The following is a 16,592-nucleotide window of genomic DNA, read 5'->3' as shown; positions in this document are numbered from 1 at the left end:
TAATTAGGAAATTTGTCTGGAAATAGGATCTAATAGATTTTCAATATCTCTTAATTTTGAGTGCTTTTTCTTATGCACAAAAGCAAATTGAGTAGCAAAAAGAAAAAAGCGATATAAATTAGGTATAGTAAATCTCCATCCTTTTATGTATATTTGTGGAGGAAGGGGTTTGAGCAATGAAAAAATTACTAATATTTCCACTAACATTATTACTAGCTATTTTGTTAGTAGCGTGTAGCCAAAATAAAGAAAGTGATAGTGGTAAAAAAAACGATAGTGCTGACAAAAAAGCAGAAGAAACATCTCAAGACGAGTCAATAAAAGTTGATAAAGGACTTTTAAACGTTGAAGTTACAATACCGGCTTCGTTATTTGAAGGTCAAGACATCGATGCAGCGATTACTGAAGCGAAAAATGAAGGAGTTAAAGAAGTTATTAAAAATAATGACGGTTCAGTAACATACAAAATGTCTAAATCAGTTCATAAAAAAATGATGAAAGAGTTGGAAGAAAGTGTTTTAGAAACGGTAGAAGAGATTAAAACTAGTGATGATTTTACTTCTATAAAAGATGTAACTTATAACAAGTCTTTTACGGAGTTTACGCTTACAGTAAATAAAGAAGAGTTTGAAAACAGTTTTGATGCTATGTCATCAATGGGACTTGCTATAGTGGGAATGTATTATCAACTTTTCGGAGGAACAGATCCAGAGAAGTTTAAAGTTACAGTAATTTTTAAAGATGAATCAAATGGAGATGAAATTAACAAAGTTGTTTATCCTGATGATTTGAATGAAAAAAAATAATAATCGTAGTACAAAAGATGATTTTAGGAGTTTTAAATGCTCAAAAGTTGTCTACTGTTGTTTACGGAACTGTTATTAGTACAAATCCATTAGAGTTTATGTTGACCCAAAATTAATCTTAAGGCAAGAAAATTAACACCTAGTGGAGGAATTATAGAAAAAGAAAGTCACTCATTTGAACAATAATGAGTGACCTTTTTAAATTTTTTAAACTAAAGTTATCAGCTTCAATATATACTACCTGGCCATATATTTTTGAGTACCTCAAGTACCAAAAATGCCCCGTACCCCAATTACCCCGCATGAGAATACGATGAAATATCAATAAATAAAACTTCCTTTAAATTACTGCATACAAAAGGACATGAAAATATAGATTTAATCATAGTTCGCCTACTATAAATACAGTTAAATAATGTAAACTCTTAAGAAAAATTTAAGAAATCTCCTCGCAATTCTTTAAGAAATGCTCTTTATAGTAAAAGCATCTAAACATTACTCATGATCGGGGAGAAAATTTATGCAATTAATTACGTTCCTTACTGAATTTATAAAACATCCAAAAACTATAGGTGCGATTTCACCTAGTTCAAAAAAATTAGCCAAAAAAATGGTCGAAACAATTTGTTTTGAAAATGCCCAATGTATTGTTGAACTCGGTCCAGGTACAGGCTCATTTACGAAAGAATTAATGAAAAGAAAAGAGCAGTCAACAAAGTTAATTCTTATTGAAAATAATGAGATTTTTTATGGAAAACTTCGTGAACAATTTGAGCATGAGCCGAGTATAATCGTAATACATGGATCAGCTGAGGATTTATGCAAATATATGTCAGCATTAAATATCGAAAAAATTGACTATGTTGTATCTGGGTTACCTTTTACATCTTTGAATCCTGCCGTTTCCTCACGTATTTTACGGAATGTAAAGGAGTGCTTAGTAGACGGAAAATTTATTACATTCCAATATTCACTTGTTAGGAAATCCTTTATCCAAAACTATTTTGAGGATATTACACATGAAAAAGTATGGATTAACCTTCCACCTGCCTATGTGCTGAGCTGTAAACTTGGAAATGTGAGGGCTAGTTAATGGGATTACAGGATCTTGTATCATATATCGAGCAATATGGTTATTTTGCTTTATTTTTCAGCTTATGGCTAGGAATCGTGGGTATGCCCCTTCCTGATGAGATGATCGTTATGAGCGGCGGCTTTATGTCTTCGTTAGAAAAAATGAGTGTGTTAAAAGCTTTTGTAATAACTTATCTTGGTGCAGTTTCAGGGCTTTCCTTAGGATTTATCCTTGGTAAAGTGTTTGGCCATAAAATACTTGATAAATTGGTGAAAAAGAACAAGGCTAAATATTTATTAAAGTCAAAAGAACTAATAGACAGGTATGGTCATTTTGCTTTAGTTATAAGCTACTTCATACCAATTGTGAGACATATACTTCCATACTTAGTAGGTATGAATAACATGTCGTTTAAAAAATACGCTTTGTATTACTACACAGCAGGTTTTGTTTGGACATTGATTTACTTTACACTTGGTTTGTTCTTTGGAAAACACATTGAAAATATTTCCATTCTTGCAACAAAATACGGTATATACTTTGGCGCTTTCGTCAGTATTGCAGGATGTTTTTATTATTTTTATACACGAAAATTAAAGTCGGTATCGTAGAATGTTTTTATTATTTTTATATACGAAAAATAAAAAAATAGTTAAAATTAGGAATTGTAATTATTGATAGGAAATAATTGCATGAATTAGGTTGGTTGGAGAGAAAACTGGGCGACTCTTTGGGGATTAGTATCACAGATGAGACTCTTGAGCGAAGCGAAACGGCTCATCTGTGATACTAAGGAAGCGGCCAGATGGAACGGAAAACAACACTACGCTAAGATAATGGTTCTGAATAAAATAATTGATTATACTTTGAAATTGGTGGGATTAGATGACTAAAGAAACAATACTTATAGTTGATGATGAAAAAGAGATTAGAAATCTTATTGCTATTTATTTAAAAAATGAAGGCTATGATGTTCTAGAAGCAAGTGATGGAGAGGAGGGCTTAAGTCTTTTAAAGAAGCATAAAGTACATTTAATTGTCCTAGATATTATGATGCCGAACGTGGATGGCATTGAAATGTGTATGAAGGTAAGGGAAATCGCCGAGATGCCAATTATTATGCTGTCTGCAAAGTCTCAGGATATGGATAAAATCGTTGGATTAACATTAGGGGCCGATGATTATGTAACAAAGCCCTTTAACCCATTAGAGCTAATTGCGCGCATAAAATCTCAGCTTCGTAGATATATCAAAATGAATCGTTCAGATATGATGGACGAGAATGAAATACAGATTGGTGATCTGCGAATCAATACCGACACACATGAAGTAATCGTCAACAATGAAAAAGTGAAGCTTACGCCAAGGGAGTTTTCAATTCTTGAATTACTTGCAAGAAATCAAGGCATTGTGATGAGCGCTGAGCAAATTTATGAAAAGGTTTGGAAGGAAGAGGCTATTCAGTCTGAAAACACAGTAATGGTACATATTCGTAAAATTCGAGAAAGAATTGAGACAAATCCAAGAAATCCTCAATATATTAAAACGGTATGGGGAGTAGGTTATAAAATTGAGAAAGATCATTAAGCCATTCAAATACTTACTAAGCAAACTTAAATTATTTATAATGAATGCCATTACAAAAGTTCGGGAAAGTATTAGAATTCAACTTTTAACAACTTTTATTCTTTGTGCATTTCTCGGTTTACTTGTTGCACGCGCTACTCTGCCATTTTTGGGAAATATCAATGCAACACCTACCATTGACTATAGTGCAGGTATGCAGCAAATAAATTTTCAAGCGCAGCGTGCAGCAGATTTGGCTGTTAGTGAAAATAGTATTGAAGCTTTACAGCAAATGATTGAAGATGAAAATGTAAAGATGGAAATGAAACAGAGTGAGTTGAAAGTGTTAGTTACCGATGAGCGCGGGAAGGTTTTGTATAAAACAAAACAAGCGGAAGAGGAACAAATTGATTTGCATAATAAGATTCGTCATGTAATGGATTTTGCAATCAACAACCCATTCTATAATTATGATACACCGCAAGTCGAGGATTCGAGGCAAGAATTTATTGCCTTTTATCCATTAACGATAGAAGATAAAGATTTATATTTGTTTGTCAGTGGAATTCCAAAAGGTGTAGTTATTACAAAAACAGCAGAGGGTCCTATTCCTGCTTTAATTGGAATTGCTTTTTTTACTTTTTCATTCTTTTATATAACAAAACGAAAAATGAAACAAATTGAGGCACTGGCGAAGGGAGTAAAGGAAATCGCAAAAGGAGATTTAAGCTATCGAATTGAGAAAAAGGGAATAGATGAAATAGCTTTATTAACTGAGAATGTTAATCATATGGCCGAGGCAATCATGACAAATATAGAGATGGAACGAAGGATTGAAAAACAAAAAAATGAATTAATTACTAATGTTTCGCATGACCTACGAACACCACTTACTTCAATTATGGGCTATTTACGATTGTTAAGAGATGAGAGATACGACACGAAGGAGCAATATGATGAGTATTTAAAGATTGCTTTCTCAAAATCCGAACAGTTAAAAAACCTAATTGATGATTTATTTGAATATACGAAGCTAACGAATGAAAGCATTGTCCTTGGGCAACAAGAGGTATGCATCAATGAACTTCTCGATCAGTTAATTGAGGAGTTGATTCCGCAAGCAGAGGAAAACCATCGTACATTTATTAAAAATTTCTCAGAGGAGCGGATCTTTGCTACAGTGGATTCTGAAAAAATTGTTAGGGTCTTTGATAATTTATTAATGAATGCCATTAAATATAGTACGGGTGACGGTGAGATTTTTGTTTCTCTTGAAAGAAAAGAAAGATATGTTCATATTTGTGTTGCTAATGAAAGTAATGAATTTACATCCGAAGAGCTAATGAGCTTATTTGAGCGATTTTATAAAAAAGATCAATCCAGAACTAATGTAACGGAAGGTTCGGGACTTGGACTTGCTATTGCTAAAAGCATTGTAGAACTACATGGTGGTAAAATTGACGCGAAGTATAAGGATGGTATGCTGCAGTTTATCATCGAACTGCCTGCTACAGCTTTATAAAAAATAGAAAGGTAGCATTAGAGCAATGCTACCTTTTTTATGGGTGAATTAGTTGCTCGATAGTGAGAATATGATTGGCATTAGAGTGAGGGAGAATCTTTTGTAAGTGCATTAAAATATTTTTGTCCTTAATAATAATTTGAATTTCTGTATAGCTATATTGTTTTTGGACTTCTTGAACATATTCTGTAATTTTCAATAAATGAAGTGGGTCTTTCATTTCTATTTCTACAAAAAAGGGCAGTGTTAATTGATGTAAACTTAAGCAACCGCGACGAATCCAAATCGCTTCATTGACGTAATATCGGATAGGTAATTGACGATTACTTGCGATAAATAAGTCCATTTATTTCTCCTTTTTTATATCTTGATGTTAAAAGTGATGGAAAGAACCATCAAAGTGAAGGATAGACAAAATTATGGATAGGACTATCAAAATGATAGATAGCGCCGCCTCAAAGTGAAGGATAGACAAAATTATGGATAGAACTATCAAAATAATGGATAGCCCCCTCAAATCGACGGATATTTGTATGCATCAATCGTCTCTAGAAAATATTTTAGTGCAGGTGATTGTACTTCGTCATTGCGATAAATAAACCAGGTCGGGATTTGAGCCTGCTTTGTTGCTAGTATGTGCAGCGACAGTGACTGTGTATCCATATATCTTTGAGCGATTGCACGTGGTAGTAAAGTTACACCTAGCCCAGCAGCAACACAGCCAATGATTCCGTCGAGGGTGCCAAATTCCATACGCTTTTTTGGTTGTATACCGTCCTCACGCAACCAATGCTCCCAAATCGCTCTATATGAGCAGCCTTGAGGAAAAGTAATAAATGTGCTGTCCTCTAAATCTCGTTGGCTATCAATTCGTTTATGCTCGCTAGATGTGATGACAACAAGCTCCTCATAAACAAATTCCTTCGCAAGGATATTTTCTTTATAAACGGGTCCATTTACAAACGCACCATCTAATTCATAGTTTTCTAGCCGTTCGATATTTTGTTGGGATGGACTTGTCAATATCGTGATGTCCACTTGTTCATGGGCTTTATGGAAAGTAGTTAACAAGGTAGGTAAGTGTAGCGCCGCAGTCGTTTCCATTGAACCGACACGTAAAAGTCCTCGATTTTCCTCGGTATCCTGAAGTATTTCAAAGGATTTTTCATAGAGATATAGCATTTTTAATACCATTTCATAAAATTGTTCTCCCTTTGGTGTCAATCGAATACCTCGATGTCCTCGATAAAAAAAGGTTGTTTGATACATGGCCTCAAGATTTTGTATTTTCATAGAGATGTTGGATTGTGTGTAATTAAGCTCTGTAGCAGCCTTGGAGAAGCTACCTGTTTGCACGACTGTCCGAAAAATTAAGAGATCGTTAATATTCAATATGTTCCCTCCAGCCATCAATTTATTTGATATCTATTATAACGAATTCGTACTATTTGTGATATCTGCATTTTCGTTATAGTGATAAGGAGGGGAGGGAAAATATGCACAAGCAAACAGTTCAATATTTAGTAGGAGGCATTTTTTCATTAGTCATTGCTATGAGTATTGGTCGTTTTTCCTATACGGTTATCTTGCCGTATATGCAAGATACTTTTGCCTTTAGTCGTGCCACAGCAGGTTTTCTAGCAACGAGTAATTATTTAGGATACTTGGTAGGGGCATTGGTGGCTGGTCGCTTACAAATTGGGGATAAACGTATTCCATTTTTACAAATAGCACTCGTTATTAGCATTTTGACAACGGCTATGATGGGCTTTACTGATGTTGTTTTCACATGGTATGTACTTCGTTTTATTTCAGGGATTATGAGTGCATTTGTTTTTGTAGTTGCTGCAAGCCTTGTACTCGATCAGTTAGCTGGGAATGGTAAATCACATTTATCTGGGCTTTTTTATAGCGGGGTAGGTACAGGAATTGCCTTAAGTGCGGTTATGGTGTCACCCATACATGCAATGTTTGATTGGAGTGGAACATGGGTTGCTTTGGCGTTGTTTAGTGTCATATTGCTTGTATTCATCGTATTGTTCATAAAGCCAGTTACTCAACAATATACACAACAGAAGCCAAGTCAAACAGTAGCGTCGCAAAAAGTCCCACCTACGACATGGATGAAGTGGCTCATTTTAGCTTATAGCTTAGAGGGCCTTGGCTATATTGTCACGGGAACATTTATCGTGTCAATCGCAGAAGAATCAACTAATTTTCATGGTGATGCTAGCTTTGTATGGTTTGTTGTCGGAATTGCAGCGATGCCATCCTGTATTGTTTGTTCTAAGCTGGCACAGCGATACGGCTACGTGAGAACATTATTGATTTCTATGCTGTTTCAAGGGCTAGGCATTGTTTTACCAGCGTTTGCAACAAATACAATGACACTTTATACAAGTGCCTTTATTTTTGGAGCGACTTTTATGGGAATTACAACAGTAGCTACAACATTAGCAAGACAAGTCGTGCCTGTGAACAGTCACCAAATATTAGGTTACCTAACTGCTGGTTATGCTTTGGGACAAATGTTAGGTCCTTCACTTGCAGGGGCATTAGCTAATTATACGAATAGCTATCAGTATGCCTTATTTGGCGCAACAGCCGTTGTAGTAGTAGGAGCATTATGTCTTATTAGTGGATTAAAATATGAAAAAGAAAAAGTAGGAGAGCTAGCGACGTAAGCAAATAGACAAAAAAGTAAGTAAGTCTACGAGCGACTTACTTACTTTTGTTTTAGTGGATATCACGCTTTTTGAAGTTCCCACCACGTACCTCTGAAACATCAGAAATAACTACGAAGGCACCTTCATCAATATCTTTAATAATCGATACAAGTTTATTTTCTTCCATACGGTTAATGACACAGTTTAATATATCAGTAGGTTCATTGGAGAAACCGCCACGCCCTTTAGTATATGTAACACCACGTCCTAAACGAGCTTGAATCGCATCACCAATTTCCTCTGATTTTGCACTGACAACACGAACATCTTTTGATTTTTCTAAACCTACTTGAATAATATCGATAACGTTTTTCGCAATATAGTACGTTAAAGCTGAGTATAATGCGCTTTCTAAGCCAAAAATAAAGCTTGCCCCTAAGAAAATAAAGGCATTAATAAATAATATAATATCCCCGACTGAAAACGGAATTTTACGTGATAGTAACACGGCTAAAACCTCAGAGCCATCTAAAGCACCACCGTTACGTAAGACAATCCCAATCCCAACACCTAGTAGCATACCACCAGATAAAACAATTAATAACGGATCATTTGGACCTAAAATTGTTTTAACATCATGCATAAGCACTGTGGAAATAGAGAGAGCTGCTATCCCAGCACTACTCATCAATGCAAAAGTTTTACCTACTTGTTTGTAGCCAATCCAAATAAAAGGAATGTTTAATACAAAGAGCAGTACGCCTAATGGAATACCAAAGAGGTGTGCGCCCATAATACTAATACCCGTCACGCCACCATCAATGACATCGTTCGGAATTAATACCGCTTCTAGTCCATATGCTGCGATGATGGCGCCAATAATAATCATGATAAATTTTCGTGTGTTTTCAACTGACTTTCTTCTTTTCATAAATCTTCTCCATTTCTTTACATAAAAATCATACTTAAGGTTTTGGAATAATATTTATAGCTATTGTTTTTGTCTCATCATTGTTTGAGTCGGTCATATTATAGTATTTAATTATTAAATCGTTTAATTCATTTTCAAAGCTCATAAATTGATCAGTCGTTAATGTTAAATCAATAAATGAAAAAGTTGCTAAATCTGCAAGTCTTTCTTCTTCACCAAGTGAATGTAAATAATTTTGATATTGAGATAGTAAAGTTAATTGATAGTTGGAAACATAATTTAATTTTTGTTTGATCGTTAGTTGTGTCCAATCCTCCTGACTAAGTTTTTCTGCTCCTTCATTTAATGCATAAAATTTCTCTGTAACAGAACGTACTTTTCGCTCTTTCACAATTTTTATGATGTTTTCATCTACCAAAATTTGGATGTGTCGATATAAAGTAGCCTGAGGTACATCCTTTATAATAGAAATCATCTCCAAAGTGCTTAAACCTTCTTCTTTATTGTGCATCAGAGCTTGGAAAATTTTCATTCTCACAGGGTGCATTAAAGTCTCTGCCTTATTCCGCATAAAACGATCCTCCTATCAGATGGTATCAAGGGAAGCAATCAAATGTTATCAATATGAGAACATTATCAATAAATATACTATATATTTTTTTTACAGATGTACAGTAGAAAGGTAATGAAATTTTTTACACCTTATGTTATCATTATTGATAATGATAACGAATGGAGGTTTTAGGCATGAAATTACACTATGGTTTTGATGAAATAAGCCAATTGGATTGGGCAAGCATACTTCCAATCATTTTGCCATTGATATTCGTAGGATTTGTTCTAATCATTGTTGCTTTATTCGATTTATATAGGCACCGACATACGCGGGAAAGCATACTGATGTGGACAATTATTATTTTGTTCTGTAACTCAATTGGTTCTGTTCTATACTTCATTATTGGTAGGAAGGATGTAAATAAACGTGCGCTTAGAGATTAAAAATATTACGAAAAAGTTTAAACAAAAAACAGCCGTAAATGATTTTTCAATGGTCATTGATTCCAATGAGTGTGTTGGATTAATTGGACCAAATGGAGCGGGGAAATCCACGTTAATTCAAATCATTGCCGACATTCTGAATGCAGACAAAGGAGAAATACTTCTTGATGGTCAAAAGATTTCATCTATGAGAAATCAGATTGGTTACTTACCTCAGTATCCTAATTTTTTCTCATGGATGACAGCATTTGAAACATTGTCCTTTATGGGAACACTTTCAGGCATATCAAAAAATGAATTGCAGAAAGAAATTCCATTACTTTTAGAAAAGGTAGGCTTAGGGAAAGAAGCACATATTCATGTCGGGACATTTTCAGGTGGTATGAAGCAACGCCTTGGCATTGCACAAGCATTGTTGCATAAGCCAGCTTTAATGATTATGGATGAACCGGTATCAGCGCTAGATCCAATAGGAAGAAGAGAAGTGTTAAATCTATTAAAAGAGATAAAAAAAGAAACGACAGTTTTAATATCAACGCATATATTGAGCGATGCGGAGGAAATTTGTGAGCGCTTTGTGATGATTAAAAATGGTCACAAAATAGAGGATGCTACAAAATCAGAGTTACTTGAGCGCCATCAAGAATCAGCTATCTTTTTAATGATTCGCAAGGTAGATTTTCAGTGGTTAACAAGGCTTGAACAATTATCTTATGTGCAGAAAATCGAAAGCTGTGGAAATGGTTTCAAAATACACGTTGAAAATTTGGAAACAGATGCTAATCGATTAATACAGCACGGACTGGATTCAAAAGTGATGTTTACTAAATTTGAAGTGGGTATTCAAGACAATCTAGAAGAAATCTTTTTAGAATTGGTGGTGTAAGTGAATGAATGCTTTTATCGAATTAAGCAAAAAAGAAGTACATCAAATGGCAAGGGAGTTTAAAATATTGTGGCTCCCAATCGTATTTATTTTACTAGGGCTAACACAACCGATTATGATGTATTATTTACCTGTTATTTTACAATCAGCGGGTGGTGTTCAAGGTATAATAATTGATCCTACGATGGCAAAGCCTATGGGACAGGAGGTACTTGCCTCAACATTAAATTCACAGTTTGATCAGCTAGGTATTATTATTCTGGTCGTTGCCACTATGAGTATTATTCAAGGGGAAAAAGCAAATGGCATGATGGCATTTATCTTAACAAGGCCAGTATCGATATCATCTTATTTAAATAGTAAAATCATCATTCATTATATATTGGCTGTTATATGTATAGCTCTTGGCTATGCAGCATCCTATGGCTATTCAGCGTATTTATTTACTACTGTTCCTATGAAACAAGCTATGTGGGCTTTTGCATTTTATTGTGTTTGGCTGTTATTCATCATAACGTTTGTTGCGATGATGAGTACATTTTTTAAAAGTCCTGCATTTATTGCACTAATAAGCATCGTTGTCCTATTAATATGTCGTTTTATCGCTGGGCTACATCCATTAATGGACATTGTTAATCCTGCTAGTAATAGTATGTATGCAACAAATATTCTAATGTCGGGTGATGTGGGATCTTGGTATGGCATCAATATTATAGTAACACTGCTGTTAGTTTTATTGATGATCATTAGTATGCAAAGTTTCATTGCGAAAAAGAAATTTTAACTTCTTTCAGTAGATGTTTTCTGTGCGAAAGCGAAGCGACAGGTACAGATGTCCCCTGCCACTTTATGGGGTGATGAATAGAATTTAAGTCACTTTTTCATTAATTGATCAAACATTAGGTGGTATAAATGATATGGGATGAGGTGATGAAATTGTTATCGATACAAAATTTACAGAAATCATATGGACAGCATGAGGTTTTGAAGGGCGTAGATTTAAAAATTGAAAAGGGAGAAATACTGGCGTTTGTTGGTGGGAATGGTGCAGGTAAAACAACGACATTAAATTGTATTGCTGGATTAGTAGAACAAAATTGCGGGAAAATAATAATTAATAATGTTTCGCAATCGCAATCGCTCGAATATAAAAAGCAATTTTATTTTATACCCGATACGATTCATGTATTTCCAAATATAGCTGCATATGATTGGATACATTTTGTTTTGAAGCTATATGAAAAGACTGATGATGAAAAACTACAAAACTTTATTAGCGTCTTTAGTATGGAAAAAAGTATTTATAAACCTATGGGAACGTATTCTTATGGAATGCTTCATAAGATTGCGTTGATTACTGCTTTTACAATTAGTCCGCCCATCCTAATTATGGATGAGCCGTTAAATGGATTAGATCCACTTGCTGTCGTTGCTTTTAAAAATTGTATGAAAGAGTATGTTGAAAAGGGTGGGACCGTTCTCTTTTCAACTCATTTGTTAGATGTTGCCGAGAAAATTTGTCAATCCATTTCGTTTTTAAAGGATGGAAAGATTGTCTTACATGAGCGTGTTGAGAAATTGCTAGTCGATGGGAGCTTAGAGACTATTTTTATGGAGAAACAAGCTAATGAAGGATAATATGCAATTAATCAAATTCTTTTTAACATCCTTTTATGCAAAGCCAAAGCAGCCAGTAATTCAAGTACTCCTATTGATGGCATTCATTTATGTAGCCACTCAGTATTTTGTGCTTACTCTAAGTATTTATTTTATAGCGACCCCAGAGGTGTATTTATTTTACAATATTCTGCTTTCAAATGGTATGACGTATATATTGATTTCTTATTTTGCTATCTTTGTAGTGTTTAGTCAAAGTGATTTTGCTATATTTGCTCATTTACCCATTTCTGCGAAGCGGGTAGTGATGTCGAAAATAATAAGTGGAGTAGCTTTACCGATGATGGTAGTAAGTATTCTATCAATACCGACATTTTTCATATTACTGATAGAGTTTAATCTAGGTATTGCTGTAAAATCAATTGCATTTTTACTTATCATGAACGTTTTAATTGTACTGTTCCTTTTATTTATATTATCCATTTTGAATCATTTTCGCAGTGTATTTATTAATACATCCGTGTATTTTCTTGGTAGGATGATTCTTATAGTAGGTATTGGAATAAGCCCAATATTGTACTTTCTAATAAATAATTATCATGCTATCAGCATTGTTTTAGCGAAATTAGATGCTTCAACAATATCAGCCTTAAGTGCTTCAATTTCAGATTTTCTCGGTATAGGTTATCGATTTGCAATGCAACAGTCAGTCGTGGAGACGTTTTTGTCATTAAATACTGCAATAAGTTTCATCTTATTATTTGTACTATGTTATTTATTGTTTAAATCAACTATAAAAATGATTGCGTCTAAGTATTATGAACATGGCTTGCTTGTCAGCAGAATAGAAAAAACGACCAAAGTTTGGGGGAGAGATATTCAAAGTAGTTTGGTCAATTATTTGCAACGTGAATATTGGATTATTCAGTCTGAACCATACTTTAAAATGCAAGCTTTTTTAGGGATGATTTTAACGCCAATTTGTACAATCATTTTTTTAATTCTCGTACAGACGAATAATTTAAAGGTTGAATGGATTGTGAACAATGAATCTTTTCTTTTTGTCTATATGGTTTTGTTGATGAGTTGTATGAACAATATTAGTGGAACTCCCTATTCAAGAGAGGGGAAATACTATGCATCTAGCATGACTTTGCCATTTAATCCACAAAAGGTTTATCTAGCAAAAGTTATGACTTCATCATGTATCGGTATAATATCGGTTGTAATAAGCTATATCATTAACATGCTATTTGGTAGAGGCGATATTATTACGGGACTACATTTATTGATTACATTACTATTAGTCATTACGTATAATTTATTGTCCCCGCTTTATGATAAAAGGCATCCTTTACTTGAATGGTCTAATCCATCTGCGGCAATAAAATCAAATCCTACAGTATTAATAAGTTTGTTATATGGATTACCATTATTGATTGTCATCGGACTTCTTCAATTTAGCTTACTTACTTTCGATGTTTCTCCGTTGATGACAGCCGTAATTATTTTGATGATTGTAACTCTATGTACAACTATATTAATTTACAAAATATTTGATAAGAAAAATTCGGAATGCTTATCATCATAACGTGGAGTTAATTTCAGTTTCGATTGGGCGCTTCCCTGGGGGCGTCCGATGAGCCGCATGCGCTCCAATCAACTTATATCCATGACATACATTTTATCAATGTCATTCTTACTTTTGGCGAAGAGTCATATGAAAGGATCCTAAACAATTGAATGTAAAAATAGATCCAAAGAGTAACATTCCTCTTTATCAACAGTTAACCCAGCAACTACTTTTTGAAATAGCGACAGGAAATTTGCAAAATGGTGATCCATTGCCCTCCATTCGTGATTTAGCAGCGCAAACAAAACTCAATCTTCATACCGTTCATAAAAGCTATAAGGAGCTTCAAAAGAAGGGAATAATTGCTATAAAACCTAACTCAAAAGCAATTGTTAATAAGTCTGCTGAAGCAAAGGGTGTTAACCTTCAACAGATTTCTATAAAAGTCGAACAAATAATGTGTGAAGCATATGTTTTAGGTATTAGCGAACATCAATTACAGCAGATATTTCATGAGAATTTGCTTAAATATTATAGTAAGCGTTAAGAAAGAAAGAGATGGCTTCTGCAATGTACAGAAGCCATCTCTTTCTAATTAGAGTGTATTTTAGTAAACTCATCCTTGGTCATTCCAAAATAGAGCTCGTCATAAAAGGTACCATTTGTATAAATCATATTTCTTAATCTGCCCTCCTCCACAAATCGTAGTTTTTTATGTAGAGCTATAGAAGATACGTTAAAGGAATAAACACAAATGGTTGCTTTCTGATAGCGAAGTTCAAAGAAATAATGCTTTAAGATTGTTAAAATCATATCTTTTGCATATCCTTTTCCTCTATATGAAGGAAATATCGTTATAGCATAATCAAAGGTCCCATTCTTTGCATCACATCCAGAAACCTCAATTGTCCCTACGACATTGTTCGAAGCATCCTCCGCAATCCAGTAAAAATCATCACTCTCTGTAGATGCCCCTTTTGATATTTCATTGATCCATTCTTCAATTTGCTGATTTGTCCGAGGAAAAGCGATTGAGTCATGGTTTTTTAGTATATCATCATCTAAATCTTCAAATATATGAATGTCCTCAGACTTAGGCGCCCTTAAACGTATTTTATCTCCACACCAATAGGAGACTTTCATTGAAATTACCTCCTTTCTAATTTATTATAGTTAAATTATACCATTGGAATTGTGAGGAAGAGAAAAAAGCAAGAAACCACTAAAAGAGTTCCCTCCTTTACAATGTTATATTAAAAACACCGCCACAATGGTGGTAAACACAAGACCAATCACCACGGGCAATAAATTACGCCTTGCAAGCTCGAAGGGGCTAACGTTACAAATGGTAGCAGCCGGGATTAATGCCCAGGGAATGATTGTTCATCTACCAACAAAGATCGCTGTTATTTGTCCTAAAGCTGTTAAAGTTGCAGTACCGCCACCAATAGCATTACCGCACAAACTACCGACGGAGCCTGCTAAGGAAATACCTGAGAAACCAGAGCCATCTAAGCTTGTGATAGCGCCAACGATTGCTATAGTGACGACTGCAATTCCCTTCGTTAATGGAACTACCGCAGCTAGACCCACGCCGAGATCGTTAACGATACCATGTGAAGCGGCTGGTAAGTAATCACCAATAATTTGTGTAAATCCGGAATCTCCTAGATAGAAAAAACAGCAATGGGAATAACCGGTCCGAACACTTTAAAACCGAATTGGAATCCTTGAATTAAATAGCTTGTTGTCTTTTCCAGCCCTTGTTTTTTGTGGGCTACAACGCAAAGCAATAGTAGGATAAAGACAGATGTCCCTCCTATTAAGCTGTTGCATCTCTACCTTGTAATTTTAATATAGACATTGCAATGACATCGAGTACAAAGGCAATTGGAATAAGTACTACGAAAAAGCGTTTTTGTCCGAGAGTTAGCAGGTTTTCAGGAATTACTCGTTCTACGTCTTCATTTGTGTCGTTTGTAGCGTATAAATTCGGTGATCCACGCCTCATATCACGGCGTAATAAAATATGGGCGACTAACGTAGTAACAACGCCCATGGTAATAACAAGGGGATACTAGCAGACATTACTTCACCGACTGGAATGCCAGCAGCATCAGCAGTCAGCTTTGGAGCCCCTTGTATAACAAAATCACTCGAGAGAGCAATTCCGTGACCAAATAAATTCATCGCCATCGCCACACCGAGTGTTGACAGACATATATGTAACTCAACAGGCAAGAGACTACCTAATAGTCCACAGCAGAAGATTTTTTTCATTTTTAAAATGGTTACTAAACAACAACACTTGGAAATGTTTCGGAGTAACCAACGGCTTTAAGGGGATGCTTCGAAGTGAAATGAAACCCATTTCCTACAGTCATTTTTTTGATGATATAGAATACATATCTCAAACAAAGTATAGTTAAGATAAAAAAATGTCTGCTTATAGGGGAAGCAGACATTTTTTTGTGAAGGATTTCTAATGTGCAATAAAAAAGTAAATTGCCTTAGGTACTAATTGTAATTTCAATGTTAGTGCATAACTTAAAATTCCAAATGAGTTACTGACCATTGTGAGGATCAAACGAACAATATTGTTCAGAAAAGGAAGAGTGCATAAATATGTAGAGAAAAAAGGAGTAATTCCTGGCAAAAGGTTAATCACTCCTAACTATGAAATCTATTGAAGTTTTGAAATAAAGAGAGTTTTTATATCTCTAGACAATTGGACTTAACATTTTAAGGATAATAGAAGCATTTACGTTTATTTGTGTGCCTCCTGCTAAAGTTTGAAGGATTACTGCTGCGGCAGAAGAATGATTCCTAAGTGTAAGAAACCCGCCGGATGGTATGGAAATTATTACCTGACCTGTGTTTTGTTGAGTACCAGCTCCTGAACCATAGACTGCTTGCGTAACCGGTGCACCATTTAAAAATAGTGTGAATTG

General features: G+C 34.7%; 17 protein-coding genes and 2 pseudogenes. 12 read left to right on the top strand and 7 right to left on the bottom strand.

Going from position 1 to position 16,592, the window contains the following annotated elements:
• The first annotated feature begins 176 nt into the window (after nt 1–176).
• The 5 genes from ACQKOF_RS20925 to ACQKOF_RS20905 all read left to right on the top strand — a co-directional run bounded on the left by ACQKOF_RS20925 (nt 177) and on the right by ACQKOF_RS20905 (nt 4,969).
• Nucleotides 177–806, top strand: a complete 630-nt coding sequence (locus tag ACQKOF_RS20925) for a hypothetical protein (RefSeq protein WP_427561250.1) — start codon at nt 177–179, stop codon at nt 804–806.
• Between the two features lie 520 nt (nt 807–1,326).
• Nucleotides 1,327–1,899 (top strand): class I SAM-dependent methyltransferase, encoded by a 573-nt coding sequence (locus tag ACQKOF_RS20920; RefSeq protein ID WP_427561247.1) that lies wholly within the window; start codon nt 1,327–1,329, stop codon nt 1,897–1,899.
• A complete protein-coding gene (locus tag ACQKOF_RS20915) occupies nt 1,899–2,492 on the top strand; it encodes a DedA family protein (RefSeq protein WP_427561244.1) in 594 nt (197 codons plus the stop codon). The genes ACQKOF_RS20920 and ACQKOF_RS20915 overlap by 1 nt, the downstream gene beginning before the upstream one ends.
• Before the next feature lie 274 nt (nt 2,493–2,766).
• Nucleotides 2,767–3,468, top strand: a complete 702-nt coding sequence (locus ACQKOF_RS20910) for a response regulator transcription factor (RefSeq protein WP_427561242.1) — start codon at nt 2,767–2,769, stop codon at nt 3,466–3,468.
• Complete coding sequence (locus ACQKOF_RS20905) at nt 3,452–4,969, top strand: HAMP domain-containing sensor histidine kinase (RefSeq protein WP_427561239.1); 1,518 nt, start codon at nt 3,452–3,454, stop codon at nt 4,967–4,969. Before ACQKOF_RS20910 ends, ACQKOF_RS20905 begins: the two co-directional genes overlap by 17 nt.
• 37 nt (nt 4,970–5,006) lie before the next feature.
• Here the strand turns inward: ACQKOF_RS20905 and ACQKOF_RS20900 are convergent, their stop codons facing one another.
• Together ACQKOF_RS20900 and ACQKOF_RS20895 are read right to left on the bottom strand one after the other, a co-directional pair.
• Entirely contained in the window at nt 5,007–5,315 is a 309-nt protein-coding gene (locus ACQKOF_RS20900) for a hypothetical protein (RefSeq protein WP_427561237.1), read from the bottom strand.
• Between the two features lie 167 nt (nt 5,316–5,482).
• Nucleotides 5,483–6,361, bottom strand: coding sequence for a LysR family transcriptional regulator (locus ACQKOF_RS20895; RefSeq protein ID WP_427561234.1), 879 nt, complete (start codon nt 6,359–6,361; stop codon nt 5,483–5,485).
• A gap of 104 nt (nt 6,362–6,465) precedes the next feature.
• On the opposite strand from ACQKOF_RS20895, the gene ACQKOF_RS20890 reads away from it, so the two are divergent.
• Nucleotides 6,466–7,653, top strand: coding sequence for a YbfB/YjiJ family MFS transporter (locus ACQKOF_RS20890; protein WP_427561231.1), 1,188 nt, complete (start codon nt 6,466–6,468; stop codon nt 7,651–7,653).
• Nucleotides 7,654–7,705: 52 nt separating this feature from the next.
• Here ACQKOF_RS20890 and ACQKOF_RS20885 read toward each other — a convergent pair whose 3' ends face one another.
• Entirely contained in the window at nt 7,706–8,566 is an 861-nt protein-coding gene (locus tag ACQKOF_RS20885; RefSeq protein WP_054771156.1) for a YitT family protein, read from the bottom strand.
• A gap of 34 nt (nt 8,567–8,600) precedes the next feature.
• A complete protein-coding gene (locus ACQKOF_RS20880) occupies nt 8,601–9,137 on the bottom strand; it encodes a helix-turn-helix domain-containing protein (RefSeq protein ID WP_386845233.1) in 537 nt (178 codons plus the stop codon).
• 176 nt (nt 9,138–9,313) lie between these two features.
• Here ACQKOF_RS20880 and ACQKOF_RS20875 point away from each other — a divergent pair, with 176 nt between their 5' ends.
• The 6 genes from ACQKOF_RS20875 to ACQKOF_RS20850 all read left to right on the top strand — a co-directional run bounded on the left by ACQKOF_RS20875 (nt 9,314) and on the right by ACQKOF_RS20850 (nt 14,188).
• On the top strand, nt 9,314–9,565 hold the full coding sequence (locus ACQKOF_RS20875) for a PLD nuclease N-terminal domain-containing protein (protein WP_427561229.1): 252 nt from the start codon (nt 9,314–9,316) through the stop codon (nt 9,563–9,565).
• Nucleotides 9,549–10,451, top strand: coding sequence for an ATP-binding cassette domain-containing protein (locus ACQKOF_RS20870; protein ID WP_427561226.1), 903 nt, complete (start codon nt 9,549–9,551; stop codon nt 10,449–10,451). Before ACQKOF_RS20875 ends, ACQKOF_RS20870 begins: the two co-directional genes overlap by 17 nt.
• 4 nt (nt 10,452–10,455) lie before the next feature.
• On the top strand, nt 10,456–11,235 hold the full coding sequence (locus ACQKOF_RS20865; protein WP_427561223.1) for an ABC transporter permease: 780 nt from the start codon (nt 10,456–10,458) through the stop codon (nt 11,233–11,235).
• A 128-nt stretch (nt 11,236–11,363) separates the two neighbouring features.
• On the top strand, nt 11,364–12,089 hold the full coding sequence (locus ACQKOF_RS20860) for an ABC transporter ATP-binding protein (RefSeq protein ID WP_427561220.1): 726 nt from the start codon (nt 11,364–11,366) through the stop codon (nt 12,087–12,089).
• Nucleotides 12,079–13,659, top strand: a complete 1,581-nt coding sequence (locus ACQKOF_RS20855) for a hypothetical protein (protein ID WP_427561217.1) — start codon at nt 12,079–12,081, stop codon at nt 13,657–13,659. Before ACQKOF_RS20860 ends, ACQKOF_RS20855 begins: the two co-directional genes overlap by 11 nt.
• Before the next feature lie 148 nt (nt 13,660–13,807).
• On the top strand, nt 13,808–14,188 hold the full coding sequence (locus tag ACQKOF_RS20850; protein WP_427561215.1) for a GntR family transcriptional regulator: 381 nt from the start codon (nt 13,808–13,810) through the stop codon (nt 14,186–14,188).
• A 44-nt stretch (nt 14,189–14,232) separates the two neighbouring features.
• Here ACQKOF_RS20850 and ACQKOF_RS20845 read toward each other — a convergent pair whose 3' ends face one another.
• The 3 genes and pseudogenes from ACQKOF_RS20845 to ACQKOF_RS20835 all read right to left on the bottom strand — a co-directional run.
• Nucleotides 14,233–14,784: a GNAT family N-acetyltransferase gene (locus ACQKOF_RS20845; RefSeq protein WP_427561213.1), complete on the bottom strand. Its 552-nt coding sequence runs from the start codon at nt 14,782–14,784 to the stop codon at nt 14,233–14,235.
• A gap of 105 nt (nt 14,785–14,889) precedes the next feature.
• Nucleotides 14,890–15,897 (bottom strand): annotated as a pseudogene (locus ACQKOF_RS20840) (hypothetical protein); the annotation flags it as partial.
• 464 nt (nt 15,898–16,361) lie between these two features.
• Nucleotides 16,362–16,592 (bottom strand): annotated as a pseudogene (locus ACQKOF_RS20835) (collagen-like protein); the annotation flags it as partial.

This window comes from Lysinibacillus sp. NPDC093190 (genome assembly GCF_050280425.1).
In the GTDB taxonomy this organism is placed as follows: Bacteria; Bacillota; Bacilli; order Bacillales_A; family Planococcaceae; genus Lysinibacillus.
The sequence above is the reverse complement of the archived record's forward strand: the minus strand, read 5'-3'. Positions and strand labels throughout refer to the sequence as shown.